This is a genomic window from Planctobacterium sp. AWM4_229, assembly GCF_056160305.1.
The window spans coordinates 64764-78470 of sequence record NZ_JBSWWX010000011.1 but is presented as its reverse complement, the minus strand read 5'-3'; the positions used below and the strand labels follow the sequence as shown (position 1 = coordinate 78470).

Annotated in this window: 15 protein-coding genes; 10 read left to right on the top strand and 5 right to left on the bottom strand. The window is 45.2% G+C overall.

The features are described 5' to 3' along the window. Positions 1–41 precede the first annotated feature (41 nt). Positions 42–638, bottom strand: coding sequence for a 1-acyl-sn-glycerol-3-phosphate acyltransferase (locus ACXAGP_RS20325; protein WP_475263536.1), 597 nt, complete (start codon positions 636–638; stop codon positions 42–44). A 362-nt stretch (positions 639–1000) separates the two neighbouring features. Between ACXAGP_RS20325 and ACXAGP_RS20320 the strand changes: the two genes are divergently transcribed. The 5 genes from ACXAGP_RS20320 to ACXAGP_RS20300 all read left to right on the top strand — a co-directional run bounded on the left by ACXAGP_RS20320 (position 1001) and on the right by ACXAGP_RS20300 (position 4427). Further along, positions 1001–1393, top strand: coding sequence for a hypothetical protein (locus tag ACXAGP_RS20320; RefSeq protein ID WP_475263535.1), 393 nt, complete (start codon positions 1001–1003; stop codon positions 1391–1393). A gap of 152 nt (positions 1394–1545) precedes the next feature. Further along, complete coding sequence (locus tag ACXAGP_RS20315; RefSeq protein ID WP_475263533.1) at positions 1546–2097, top strand: glycine zipper 2TM domain-containing protein; 552 nt, start codon at positions 1546–1548, stop codon at positions 2095–2097. Between the two features lie 94 nt (positions 2098–2191). Beyond that, positions 2192–2434 carry a PepSY domain-containing protein gene (locus ACXAGP_RS20310; RefSeq protein WP_475263531.1) on the top strand — a complete coding sequence of 81 codons (243 nt, stop codon included), beginning with the start codon at positions 2192–2194 and terminating at the stop codon, positions 2432–2434. Then, entirely contained in the window at positions 2434–3108 is a 675-nt protein-coding gene (locus ACXAGP_RS20305; protein ID WP_475263530.1) for a response regulator transcription factor, read from the top strand. The genes ACXAGP_RS20310 and ACXAGP_RS20305 overlap by 1 nt, the downstream gene beginning before the upstream one ends. Then, positions 3105–4427 carry an ATP-binding protein gene (locus tag ACXAGP_RS20300; protein ID WP_475263528.1) on the top strand — a complete coding sequence of 441 codons (1323 nt, stop codon included), beginning with the start codon at positions 3105–3107 and terminating at the stop codon, positions 4425–4427. The genes ACXAGP_RS20305 and ACXAGP_RS20300 overlap by 4 nt, the downstream gene beginning before the upstream one ends. A gap of 20 nt (positions 4428–4447) precedes the next feature. On the opposite strand, the gene ACXAGP_RS20295 is transcribed toward ACXAGP_RS20300, so the two are convergent. From ACXAGP_RS20295 to pdsO, 3 genes are all read right to left on the bottom strand, one after another. Continuing rightward, positions 4448–5053, bottom strand: coding sequence for a class GN sortase (locus ACXAGP_RS20295; RefSeq protein WP_475263526.1), 606 nt, complete (start codon positions 5051–5053; stop codon positions 4448–4450). After that, positions 5040–7091 (bottom strand): VIT domain-containing protein, encoded by a 2052-nt coding sequence (locus tag ACXAGP_RS20290; RefSeq protein WP_475263524.1) that lies wholly within the window; start codon positions 7089–7091, stop codon positions 5040–5042. Before ACXAGP_RS20290 ends, ACXAGP_RS20295 begins: the two co-directional genes overlap by 14 nt. Before the next feature lie 94 nt (positions 7092–7185). After that, positions 7186–7956 (bottom strand): sortase-associated OmpA-like protein PdsO, encoded by a 771-nt coding sequence (pdsO, locus tag ACXAGP_RS20285; protein ID WP_475263523.1) that lies wholly within the window; start codon positions 7954–7956, stop codon positions 7186–7188. A gap of 282 nt (positions 7957–8238) precedes the next feature. Here pdsO and ACXAGP_RS20280 point away from each other — a divergent pair, with 282 nt between their 5' ends. The 4 genes from ACXAGP_RS20280 (at position 8239) to ACXAGP_RS20265 (ending at position 12127) form a co-directional block, all read left to right on the top strand. Then, positions 8239–8376: a hypothetical protein gene (locus ACXAGP_RS20280; RefSeq protein ID WP_475263521.1), complete on the top strand. Its 138-nt coding sequence runs from the start codon at positions 8239–8241 to the stop codon at positions 8374–8376. Positions 8377–8411: 35 nt separating this feature from the next. Then, positions 8412–9104 carry a proteobacterial dedicated sortase system response regulator gene (pdsR, locus tag ACXAGP_RS20275; RefSeq protein ID WP_475263520.1) on the top strand — a complete coding sequence of 231 codons (693 nt, stop codon included), beginning with the start codon at positions 8412–8414 and terminating at the stop codon, positions 9102–9104. 20 nt (positions 9105–9124) lie between these two features. Beyond that, positions 9125–11275, top strand: a complete 2151-nt coding sequence (gene pdsS, locus ACXAGP_RS20270; protein WP_475263518.1) for a proteobacterial dedicated sortase system histidine kinase — start codon at positions 9125–9127, stop codon at positions 11273–11275. Between the two features lie 96 nt (positions 11276–11371). Then, the gene (locus tag ACXAGP_RS20265) at positions 11372–12127 is read left to right on the top strand and encodes a hypothetical protein (protein WP_475263517.1); all 756 of its coding nucleotides are present in this window, start codon (positions 11372–11374) and stop codon (positions 12125–12127) included. Here the strand turns inward: ACXAGP_RS20265 and ACXAGP_RS20260 are convergent. Further along, positions 12124–13191, bottom strand: a complete 1068-nt coding sequence (locus ACXAGP_RS20260; protein WP_475263516.1) for an AI-2E family transporter — start codon at positions 13189–13191, stop codon at positions 12124–12126. The genes ACXAGP_RS20265 and ACXAGP_RS20260 overlap by 4 nt on opposite strands. Positions 13192–13339: 148 nt before the next feature. Between ACXAGP_RS20260 and folX the strand changes: the two genes are divergently transcribed. Further along, positions 13340–13705 (top strand): dihydroneopterin triphosphate 2'-epimerase, encoded by a 366-nt coding sequence (folX, locus tag ACXAGP_RS20255; RefSeq protein ID WP_475263514.1) that lies wholly within the window; start codon positions 13340–13342, stop codon positions 13703–13705. Positions 13706–13707: the final 2 nt, after the last annotated feature.

The window sequence follows — 13707 nt, the reverse complement described above, 5'->3', positions numbered from 1 at the left end:
ACCTTCAGGTCCGTTTTGTAATTATAATCCACCGTTGCATCTTAACTTTGTGGTACACACTCACTCAGGCGACGGTTCATATCTTCAATCACTTGGACTTTAAATGCGTTATGTCTGGCCACCAGATCATCAGTTTTTTCACTAAACTGACGTTTATAATCCTGAATATTCACCAACTCCATGTTGGCCCGCAAGGTTTTAAAAAGATTAGGCCATTTATCTCCCGGAGCCTGGATATGATGCAGCCCACCAGAATAGACAAATAGTATCTTTCCCTCATTCAGACATTCCAATATATCAGCAACCCCGCCCCTCACTGACATTGGCTTGCCGAACTTGTCCAATCCGTTGCGGCGTTTCATACGCCCCTCTGGCAATATCGCGGTTATCTTTTGCTCATTTACCTGACTCAAAAAGTGCATCCATGAATGGTCGTTTTTACGCGTAATGGGAATGCACCCTGGCATCAATGCTTTGAGTATGCGTCCTGCCATTGGACGCTTCATGGTGATATCAGCGCCGGGAATTACCAACTTGTGAGCCAACATCCAGATCAAGCGCCACGGAGCAAATCGGATAAACAGCGGCTCAAATAAACTTGTATGGTTAAGCAGTACCAGTAACTTAACCTCTTGCATTGATTCCTCGCGCTCGCGGCTTAGCCAAACGGGCTCGCCGCGATAAAAGATATAGGAAAAAACTTTAATAAGCCCAAGACAAAGAAAACTTAAAAACTGAAAAAACCACTGCATATACAGCTAAAAACTCAATTAACATTTTAATAACATAGTGGCTGAGACCACAGATCCCCAGAAAATATCCCCATTTTTTTATAAAAATTTTCCCCCAAATTGTAAGCAAGTATGCAATTTAAGCCTTAATAAGGGCTTTAGAGATTTTAAAGTTGGCCGATACCCATATCACTATGCCTTAATTTTGAGTTGTAACAATGAACATAGTAGGGTCAATTTCAAAACAATACACAAAGTTAATCTGTATCATGTTTGTCATAGGCAGTTCACTGCTCAGTTCCGGCTGTATGCAAAGCAGCGCTGCGACACAAATTAGTTTTGACTCTGACGAAACCGTTACCGAACCTATGCTCAAGAGTGTTAACGCCGCTTTCCGCACCTCAATCCTGGGTGGGGATTGGTACTACCAAGGAGCACAAGCTGTAAATGGTACTATCAATGCGTACATTCAAATCCCCGAAAAGCTCAACATGTCCAGAGACGAACAAGAAAAGTATTTAAAGATGTCTTTGTGCCCATCATCAGCGAAACGCTATATGTGGAATAAAATTAAAGGCGTACCACTATCAGTGCACGTATATACCTTTAATAAAAAACACACTGTATTTGCCGATTGTGACAACCCAATGGGCAAAGCCTGAGCAAAGGCCTGGCAGTGTATTTAGGAGGAGTCAGGCGGCTCCTTTTTTGTTATCTGGGCAAATAAACCTCCCCCCTTCACTGATTAATAAAAGTTCAGCAGTGATTCAGTCACGTAAGCCTACACTTTCAATATCTACTGAGGAGTATGATTATGAAAAGCTTATTAATCGGTTTGGTTTCTGCGGTTTTATTATTCAGTCAATCGGCAATAGCTGGCCACGATAGTCGCTATTACGACTATGGCAGAGTGATTAAAGTTATTCCTGTTTATCATAAAACTCATGGCCATTATTCTCATCACAATCGAGATTGTAATCACTATCACAAGGGCCACTACTCATCAAGATACAAACAACACAATTCTCTGGCCACGGTAACCGGAGCCGTTGTAGGTGGTGTTATTGGCAATAAATTAGGAAAAGGCAGTAGAAATCGAGATGTGGCTACCGTTGCTGGTGCCGTCGTTGGGGGGGTTATTGGCCATGAGCTGGGCGATGATCATAAAGTATACACCCGTCATGCACACACCAGACACTATGATCACCGCTGTGAATATTCTTCACACCATGATAAACGTAAGAGAAGATTAAAAGGTTATGAAGTAACCTACCGCTACAAAGGTGAGCATTTTACCACCTTTACTCATGAGCACCCGGGTAGAAAAATCAGATTACAGGTTCACCTGATGCCCATGTACAATTGAACAGAAGTGGTTACACTAAAGGTTGATGTCAGTCCAACAGGATTAAAAATGTGAATTATCTGATGTACATCAACCTGATTTTTCGGAATATTGAATGCAGTTTTTAAAGTTTTTTTTGCTTATAACAATGCTGGTAACTGGCTTACCCGCAATGGCAAATGAAGGAGCCAGCAATAAAGCGGAAGCCGCCAAGCTGGCGCAACGACAGGTTACGGGCCGAGTTTTAAAAGTAGAAGCTCATGGCAATAGATACCGGGTCAAAATTTTACAAAGTTCTGGCAGAGTTATCTTCATCGAAATTCAACGAAAAACAACACAAGACAAGGAAAGAGGTTAATGAGGATCTTAATTGTAGAAGATGATGCCCGTTTGTTAACGCAACTGGATCAATTGATGCAAAGACAAGGGTACAGTGTTGATTTGGCAGACGATGGTAAAAAAGCGCTGTTTTTATTTGAAGAATATCCCTATGACGCCGCCATTGTGGATGTCGGATTACCTGAATTAGACGGTTTTGAGTTAGTAAAAAGGATTCGCCAAAAGGATATCGCTTGTCCGGTACTCATCCTGACCGCTCGAGATCGCTGGCAGGAAAAAGTCGAAGGCTTAGATGCGGGTGCTGATGATTATTTGACGAAGCCTTTCCAGGAAGAAGAATTATTAGCCAGAGTTAATGCCCTTATCCGACGAGCTTCCGGACAGTCCAGTCCTAAAGTGCAGGTAGGTCCAATTACACTGGACACAGTAACCCAAGAAGTATTCGTTAGCGACGAAGTCCTTGATTTAACAGCTTATGAGTACAAGGTGTTGGAATACCTGATGATGAATCCTAAGAAAATCATTTCCAAAACCGAACTTACTGAACATATTTACGATCAAGATTTTGATTTAGACAGCAACGTTATTGAAGTATTTGTGGGTAGATTACGCAAAAAGCTGGATCCGGAAAACAGCTACAAACCCATAGAAACCCTGCGTGGAAGAGGCTACCGTATCAATCGGCAATTATGAGCCCAATCTCGTTAAAAGTCAGAACTTTCGCAGCAGCGCTCATTGCGCTGCTGTTTTTCATTCCATTAATGAACTACGCGTTGCAGCAGGCCTATGCAGCCAGCATCCATCAGGCCACCTTTGAGCGTCTACGATTATTAAGCCTGACTTTGATTTCTGAATTCGAGATTGAAGGCAAAGAAGTTTACATGCCGGAACTGATGATCCACGGCGAGTTCAATCTACCTGACTCGGGTATTTACGCTGTTATTCACAATTATGACAAGGTGGTATGGAAATCCATGTCAGCTATCAATTGGCAGTGGCCGGAGATAATCTCCTTTCCAGTCCCCGGTAAGTCACGCTTTGAAACCTTACCTGATGATGAGGGCAACAGGCACTATTTCCGATACAGTTACACAGCCGAATTCGAGACGGATTTGGGATTGTCCCCAGTGGCTTTTCACGTGTTCATGGATAAATCGGCTTATGATGAAGAAATCGCCCGATTTGAATCCACCTTGTTAAACTGGCTAGCGATTATCGCAGCACTTTTACTGCTATTACTTTTGTTTACGTTAAATACCGCGCTCAAACCCATTAACCGCCTGGAAAAGGAGATCTCCGGAATTGAGAAAGGCAGCAATCGACGTATTGCTAGTCACTATCCTCCAGAACTGGAAACGTTAAAAAACAGTCTGAATCACCTGTTAAGTACCGAAGAAAATCAACGAGAACGCTATAAAAACAGTTTGGGAGACCTCGCCCATAGCCTGAAGACTCCGTTGGCCGTACTTTCGGGTATGAAGTCTTTGCCGGAAGAAGGTCGTGAACCCGTAGTTCAAATTGATCAAATCATTCAACGCCAATTAAAAAGAGCTGTGGCCGGTGCCGGTAGTCGCTGGAATCAGAGCACCCAAGTCAGCTCCGTAGTCAATAAGCTCACAGATGCTATGGAAAAAGTGTATGCCGATAAATTTATTGCGATTGAACACGATATTGAGCCTGATACTGAATTCCAGGGCGATGCCACTGATTTGATGGAGTTGCTGGGTAACTTGATGGATAACGCCTGTAAAGCGGCAAAATCACGAGTATTGGTTGAAGTGCATAAGACTGAAAAATTTTTGGAAATAGCCATTAGTGATGACGGTCCCGGCATCCCGGAAGATAAGAAACACCTGCTGCTGGAAAGAGGTCAGCGGCTGGATAGTTATGAATCTGGCCAAGGTATCGGCTTGGCTGTTGTATCGGACTTAACCGCCGCCTATCAAGGCCAGCTGGAGATCAACCAATCAGAATTGGGCGGCACGAAAGTATCCGTTAAATTTTCTGATTAAGGTTGCAATACAGAGGCACGTCACTCAACTTTTATAGCAGTGACTATGTAACGCAAATCAGTGTCAGCCATTAAGGAATCAAAGGGATAACAAGTAATTAAAGTGAGTGTTGCATCCAAGGTGTTTTCCACAGCCCACGCTTGTGACTCATGAGCAATACGCACAGAGTTTATGCGATACAGCGTTGTACCATGCAGCGTCTCTACCTCAATCAGATCGTTATCCTGAACCGATTCCAAAATGGCGAAATGGGTGTCCCGGTGTCCGACAAAAACGCTATTACCCGGTTGACCCGGATAAGCCGATTGCACGAGATGACCGGGGCCAAACGCCATAATAGCATCGGAACTACCCGCTAAGGCATAGATTGGCTTACCGTGAGCAGGAATACTTAACCTGGCGATAGGCCAGGTGTCTGCCCATGGCCAGGGCGGAACCCTTTGCTCAGTGGCCAAAGTTTCCTGCCAGGATTTCGCGATTAACAATTGTGCCACTATGGCTTTTGTATGAATCCAGGCTCCCTGGCCAAATTGCCATGCTGATAAACCCAATAACACAATAATTGCCAGCTTGCGCCAGTTCAGAAAACGCCTTTTGGCAGGGTAATAAAAATCACTTCGCAACATAAACCCGGCCCTTTGTTTTGTGAGCGGTAAACTCCATTCCATGCCAGAGTGTTAACAAAGCCGCGATGACCAGTAAAAAGATAGCAATTGCCAGGTGTTGACTCGATCCGAGTGCGGTCGCCGGCAAGTTGGCTATCAAGCGGGCATCTTCTGAACGATAACGGGCACTTTGGTGGTCAATGGCAATTAAACTGGTATAAGGGCTCACCAAACCATGCTCCAGTGCCGTTTCCAATACTCTCTTTCTCGTCTCGGCATCAGAATTTTGATGTGTTCGTTGCAACCGCATTAAACTGGTGATCTTCTGGCGCGCCCAATGTTTGGCAAGACCTGCATGCTGCGACGCAAACTCTCTGGTCAAAAGCACCTGCCATGGTTCGTTCTGAGTATCAGCCGTGACTTTGATATCCATCACCGGCATCGGCGATTTATAACTTATCATTAGTGGTTCGCCTTGATACAAGTCGGGAACGGGTTCAGGATAAATTTCGGCCTCTACGGCTAAATCAACCTCAATATTTCTTAACACAGGTTGGGCCAACTTATCGAACAACTCCCCCATTCGACTGTGCACCTGGTCTTGCTGAGCTATGTAGGTGTAGATTCCTCGTCCCGCCCTTGCCGCTTCCACCATAAAATAACTATTCGGAGCAGCACCGATACCCACAGTAAAAAGTCGGGCGTCACCCAATTGCTCATTGAGTCGCGTCAGCAAGTCATCTTCGTATCCAATGGCACCATCTGTGATAAAAACCAATTGCGGTAAATTGTCACTTATGCGCTGCACCGACAAGGCGCGATCTAATGCCTCGTAGATATTGGTGCCCCCTTCAGCTTCCAATTGCTGAACATAGTCAACAGCCGCTCGGCGATTGCGTTCACTGCCTGGCAGCACAGAAGTCCACAATGAGTCCGCATGACTGTTAAACTCCACAATATTAAAACTATCTTCTTCATTGAGCTGTTCTATGGCGCTGAGTAATGCCGATTTGGCCTGTCTGATAGCAGGCCCACCCATGGATGATGAGGTGTCTATAACAAAGGTGATGTCTCTTGCTATTGTCTGTTCAGGCCCTTTAATACCGGGTACCAACATTAATAACCCATACTCACCGTCACGCCTGGATTCGCTGAAATGCAAAATTTCCGGTTGCTGATTCTTGTAGCGCCACACAAGCTCCACATCCCTGTCAGGTGTTTGTCCTGCCTGAGCGGTTAAACGCCACTGATGATTTCCCTGAGATTCTGTCTCTGCCACATAGTGTAGGCTGCGCAGATAATCGAGTTCTGAGCCGGCATTGAGCATGAGCGTAAAATCAAACACATTCGGTTGCGCTGCCAGCTGGGATATCCCTTCTTCAAATTCAAAGTTTCCACCAAAACGCGGCGTCACCGTGGTAGGCAGGCGTAAGCGAAATTCACCAGCATCAAACTGCACCTGTTGCTGAAATTGAATTTCAATTTCCACTTCTTCATAAGGGCCAATGTTTGCCACAGCAGTGGTAAATAAGTTGGGCCGCTGTTGACTCACCAATGAAGCTTTTTTACCTGCTGCTTTAGCTCGCTGAAAGTTAGCTTTGGCTTTTTGCTTTTCCTGTATTTGTCCTACAATCTCGCGTTTTCCAATACGTATTTTCAACGCATCCACTGCTGCACTTTCTGGTAGCGGGAATTGATATTGACCAGATAACCAATCAGCACCGGGATTGCGAAAAGTCTGAGTCAGTGTAGAGCGGGCAACAATACCGGAAACCTCAGTTTGAAATCGAGATTCTGTCGCGAGCAAAAAAAGTGATGCCTGTTCTTCCTCGGCCTCTCCCGGTAAAACAAACTCTGACGCACTGTCTTCTTCAGCTGTTGTACCATCGATTTTTGCTTCGTTGTCGGTTTTATGTGTCGTAGTTTCCTGCTTAAAAACCAACATACCATTGGCGATAGACAGCTCCCATTCCGACTGTTTCTTAGTTGACTCCTCAGCCCCGGCCAAATAGGGATGGCAAAGCAATGCTATGAGGAAGAGGACGATGCCTGGCGGCATCGTCCTCCGTGGTTGCTTACAAAAAGCCCGCAAAGTGGTGGCGGACGAGTTTTTCGCCCCCCACTGATAATGAATGCAGCGCACAATAATTCCCCTATTGTTTTGCAGTCATCACCGCGTCTTCAGAAGTCAGACGCACCACCACTCTACGGTCGAAAAAGTCATTTTCCCAAGTTTGTTTTGCGGCAACGGGTTGCGCTTCGCCATAGCCTGCTGTTTCAATCTGCACCGCCTGCACACCACGAGAAAGCAAATAACGCTTAACCTGGTCCGCTCGCTTTTCAGACAATGTCAGGTTGTACTCTTCGTCACCACGGCGATCCGCGTAGCCGAATAATTGCACCACCAACTTAGGGTCGCGTTGTAGTTGCTCAGCCACTTTATCCAGTTGCTCCACATAATGTTGCTCAAGCTGCCATGATGCCGTTTTGAATTGAATGTTCGCTTTCGAATCTAATAGCTCTGAGAGTTCAACAGGAGCGACTTCGCGCTGCAATGCCGCCACTTGAATGCCGTTTTGCTGCGCTTTTAGTTGTTTAAAAGCCGTCAAAGTTTGCTCATATTCTTGCTGCAAAGCGAGCAGTTGCGATTCCGATTGCACAAGTTTTACCTGAAGGTCATCTGCGCGATTTTGGCTATTGATATCATCGCCGATAAAGATGCCAACGATGCCGCCAATAATACCCCCAACGGGACCGGCAACACTGGCACCAATGGCGGCCCCACTGCCCAACCCAATCAATACGTGTTTTTCTTCCTCTTGCGTTGATACCTCATGTAGCTCCTCGCTGGATTCAGCCACAGTGGAAAAAGAGGCGCATAAAGAAATAGCAATCAGTGTTTTATTCAAAGTCTTCAATGTCATAAGTCACCTGTTTGGTTTTGCTTGGTTTGATAACTATTTAAAACTCGACTGATGGCTAAGGCATGGAGAAAAAATGGCAATATTCAGAATAAATGTGGCGAAATAATGGAGTAGAAAAAGTGAGCCAAATCATGGCATTAACGGGCGCAAATGTGGCGAAAAAATGGAAATTGCTCCGTTCCAGCATTTATCTCTGGTTCAGACAGAATTTTTTATTATTCTTACAGTCCATACAAGAGTGTGTTGAACTTTGCAGCTTAATAATAGTGAGTGAGAAAGAGGATGAGCAATAAAGCGAGAAAAGGAGTTTGGGTATTAAGTATCATAACAGCGATTTTGCTGATGTTTTATGTCAATCTGGAAGACTATCAAGAGCAACGCATTCACATGTTAATTAATGACTTCTTGCTATCTCGATAGTAAACCCGTTACGTTAAATTGGATCCATTATTTATATGTCCAAAAGAATTGCACTGGTGGAAGATGATGCCGCCATTAGAGACAATTATCGAGCCGCTCTCAACAAGCAAGGCTACGATGTGTTGTGCTATGAAGATCGCAATAGCGCCTCACAGGCGTTCCAGCAACGACTGCCCGACCTGGCCATCATCGACATAGGCCTGAAAGAAGAAATTGATGGCGGATTTACCTTATGCCAACAACTGCGGGGGTTGTCGCCCTCATTGCCCATCATATTTTTTACCGCCAGAGACAACGATTACGACACCATTTGTGGACTGCGTATGGGGGCAGATGATTATCTGACCAAAGACATTAGTTTGCCTCATTTACTGGCCAGAATTGCCGCCCTGTTTCGCCGTACAGAATTACTTAAAATGCCAGTAAATCAAGAGGATATATTGGAAAGCGGCGCACTTTGTATGGACACCAACCGCATGACCGTTACCTGGCAGCAACAGCCCGTGGAACTCACCATCACAGAATTTTGGATGCTGCACGCCATAGCCCGCCATGCCGGGCATGTTAAAAGCCGGCAACAACTGATGGACGAGTCCCGCATGGTGGTGGATGACACCACCATCACCTCTCACATCAAGCGCATACGCCGTAAGTTTCAACAACTGGATGACAGTTTTGATCGCATTGAAACTGTGTATGGCATGGGGTATCGATGGAAAAGCCAATAATGCTGATCAGGTGTTGAGCCATGTGGCAATTTCGTATCGGCATTCGACTCAAATTACTCCTGTTGTCCTCATTCCTGTTTGCCATTCCATGGCTCGGATACAAGTACATGTGGGAGTTAGAAAATTACCTGCTATTGGGTCAGGAACAAACGCTCATGGGCACCGCCCGGGCCGTTGCGACCGCTTTACACGAGCGCCCAGCACTATTTGATACCCAGGCAAGCTATCAGCAGGATGTCAGACCCGGCACAGACTTATATGCGCATAAAATTCTCGATCCGATTCGACTTGATGGCAAACTTGCCGATTGGCTGGACTATCGTCATCTGGCAATTAATTATGACCAATCTTATTTACTGGCGGGCACCCAGAGCCACTCCATCTCCGATTTAAATTTCACCCACATGGTGGGCATTTATGATGACTATTTGTATGCCTTTTTTGAGGTAATTGATAACCAAACCGTGATGCGGAATAAAAATAGTTTACGGGTGGATCGCAACGACTTTTTGCATATCGCCATGACAGATAGAGACAAACGCTTTCACCGCTACCTGATTTCCAGTTATGCATCTGGCTGGGTAAATGCCTGGGAATTAACTCCGATTGGCGATTCATTCCGACCGCTGGGTATCGAATCCCGAATCCAAGGTCATTGGCAGCTCACAGAGCAAGGCTACAACATTGAGCTGCGTATACCACTTGCCATGCTCTCTGATAAAATTGCTTTTGAAATCAACGATGTTGACGATGCAAATGCACCGCAAGTGCAGGCCAGAATTGGCACCGCCAATCCTGCCCAACCTGACTCGTTAGGTACGGTATTAGTCCCCTCTCCAGAAATAGAGCGTATCGTAAAAGGACTGCAACACTCAGGTGCGCGAGTCTGGGTGCTGGACAAACACAAACGCGTGATGGCCCGCTCAGGAGACATTTTTTCTTCAGTGGGCCTGGAAGCCAGACTGGCACAGCCAACACCACCACAAAATATCTGGGAAGAGTTTGAGCAAAAGTATTTATTCCCTCTGTATTACAATATCTTAACTCGTCCACCAGATGACTTTGTGGATGAACTCACCGATGCATACTCATTGGAAGGCAAAGATATCGATAGTGCTTTGCGTGGCACAGCCGACAGTTTGTGGCGACTGACGCCAGATAATAAAGCAGTCATCTTATCCGCAGCTCATCCGGTTTACCTGGATGACAAAGTATTAGGCGCCGTGATTGTTGAGCAAACTACAAATGGTATTCGCAGTCTTAAAAACAAAGCCCTGGAAGAGCTGTTCAACATCATTCTGTTGGTGATGATTTTAGGGACTTTGGCGTTATTCCTCTTTGCTTCGCGAATATCTTCACGTATTCGAAAATTGCGCAATCAAACCGAAAAGGCCATTGATGGCAATGGTAAAATCTTGAGCAATATTCCGGTCTCAAACACGCAAGATGAAATTGGCGACTTGTCGCGAACCTTCCACAGTGTATTGGACAAGTTGCAGCAATATCACAACTATCTGGAGAAAATGGCTTCCCGATTGTCCCATGAACTGCGTACCCCGGTCGCCATCGTTAAATCCTCAATGGAAAACCTTAGCCTGGAGTCGCCCACGACACAACAGCAGCCCTACATCGACAGAGCGCAAGAAGGATTGGAAAGATTGAGTAAGATACTCACCAACATGAGCGAAGCAGCTCGACTGGAACACGCTTTACAAGCAACAGAACCTGAAGAGTTTGATCTGGTAGCACTGTTACAAAGCTGTGCCCACGGATACCAATTAGCCTACCCCAACAGGCGCTTTCGCTGTGACATCCAGCTGCAGGAATCAAAATTATCAGGTGCGCCTGATCTCTTTGTTCAGATGCTGGACAAGATCACGGCGAACGCGGTGGACTTTAGCCCAATGAATGGTGTGATTGATATTTCATTAACCACAGAAAACAACAAGGTATTGCTAAGAGTTGCCAACGAAGGTCGGTTGCTTCCGGATGACATGCAAGAACAGCTTTTCGATTCCATGATATCTGTGCGCAATGAAACCAGCCACAACGCACCTCATCTGGGACTGGGTTTATTTATCGCGCGAATCGTGGCGGAGTATCATTCTGCCAGGATCCGCATTCAAAATCTTAAGGATAAATCTGGTGTGGAAGTGTTATTGCAGTTTTAATACCAACAATTAGAGATGTGCGCGGGGTCACTGGTACTTGCTAAATCAGATTTATGGCAAATACTTAAGAGAGATAAAGAACATTAACTTCAATCTATGTACAAACTCGCCCTGCTTTTCATTTTTTTGCTGCTTAGCTCACAATCCAGCCATGCAGAAAAACTAAAAGTTTTTGCAGGGATCACCTACGGATTGCACCACCTTGAGGACGATACCCCCAAAGGCACTGTCACAGAAGCCGTCACCGCATTAATGGATGCCACCGGTATTCCTTATGAAATATTAATGATGAACTGGGCGCAAGCACAAAAACAAAACCGGGAAACCCCTGATTCGTTGCTATTTGCCCTGGCTCGCCAGCCGGAGCGAGAAGCCCACTTTTCATGGTTAGTTCCCTTGGGACAACTAGACTTGAAAATTGCCAGATTGACTTCGCGCCCGGAGCTAACCTTATCCAGCTTTGACGAACTTAAACAATATAAAATTGCCGCGGTCAGGACCTTATCCACCCATAAGATGCTGCTCAAAGCGGGGGTCAACGAATCAGAACAGCTGTTACTGGTAGACTCATCATCCAGATTACTCAAAGTCATCGAGGAAGGTTTAGTAGATTTTGTATTTTACGATGCAGCGCTGACGCCCGGGATTCTGCGAAAATTTAATTATCCCTCTGATTTTTTTACCCCCACAGAGGTAAAAGTCCCCTGGCAAAATCTATGGCTATACCTGGTGGCTAATCCACAACTGGATGAAGCCATCAAACAAAAAGTTATGCAAACCCACGAACGCTTGATGGCCTCAGATGCGAATTATCAACTCAAAATAAATCGTATATTAGCCAAAACCAATTAACTCTCGCGGCTTTGTTCCTGCTGCTCAGGCACGTGTTCACTGATATCCCCACCCGCCAACAACAATGCTATCCACCGGGTATCTTGATTGGACTCCAAAATGATTTTGCCAATCATGGTAAGAGGCACAGAAAGCAGCATACCCACTGTGCCCAACAGCCATCCCCAAAAGATTAATGACAAAAACACCACCAAAGTAGACAAGCCCAATCCTTTACCCATATAGCGTGGCTCTATAACATTGCCCATCACGGTATTGATCATGATGTAACCAATAGCGACAATCCCAGCAGAGGCCGAGCCTAACTGGATCAGTGCTAATAGTACGGCGGGAACCGCAGCGATGGCAGAACCAATATTAGGTACATAATTAAGCAGGAAAGCCAATACGCCCCACAAGAAATAGTGATCCAGCCCAAGTACATATAAAAAGGTGCCTGCCAATAAACCTGTGCCCAAGCTAACAACGGTTTTGATAACCAGATAGTTTTTAACAGAGGCCAGCACTTTATCCACTTGAATCATACGCATTTTAGGATCGTCCAGTGCGATATGCACTTTGTGGGGCACGCTGTCAGCTTCCATCAGCATGAAAATCACAGTAAGTAAAATCAGTAGAAAGTTTCCTAAAACCCCGGACAAACCAGAAAGCAAATTAGTAGCCACATTCATTGCCATACCCGGATCCAGGTAAGACACTAATTGCTCCTTATTGATCTGAATATTGAAGCTTTGCAGCTGTGCCACAACCCAAACGAACTCATCCTCTAGTTGCTGTTTATAAAGCGGCATTTTCTCCGAAAAGTCGTTCATGGATTGCCCCACCAAGCCACCCAACATAAATCCAAAAACCACTATGGTCAGTATAACCAGTAACACTGAAATACCTTTGGGAATGCGGTACTGACTCATCCACTTGATAATTGGGTGACTGGCCATCGCGATGAAGACCGATAACAGAAAAGGCACCACTATACTGCTTGCCGCTTTAATGCCCGCAAGGATAATAACCAATGCCGCGCAAACGAGCAGTACCTTGATGGTTGTGGGTAATCGATTTTCCATGTAGCTTTCCCGGCTAAGTGAGTATTGAGAAGTCAAACTCTGCGTCATTTTTTTGCAAAAAGTAGCAGATAGGCTCGGTGTAAACCAGTATTATTAGCGCTTAATAAAATTAAAATAAGCCCTCAGCAACAGGATAGAAAAAGCAAGTATGCAATTAAATCAAGCCGTTATCAGAATCAAAAACCTACGTCTGCGTACTTTTATCGGAATAAAAGACGATGAAATTAAAAACAAACAAGACGTAGTGATCAACGTCATCATCAACTACCCCGCTGATAGTGCCACCGAATCAGATGAGATGGATAATGCCCTGAACTATCGCACTATTACCAAGCGCATTATCGCCCATGTGGAGAATAATCGGTTTCACCTACTGGAAAAGCTCACCTCAGATGTGCTGGAAATTGCCAGTGAACACGATTGGGTCACTTTTGCCTCTGTGGAAGTGGATAAACCTCACGCGCTGCGCTTTGCAGATTCCGTCTCTTTAACCTTGAGTTGCAATAAGGAATAACC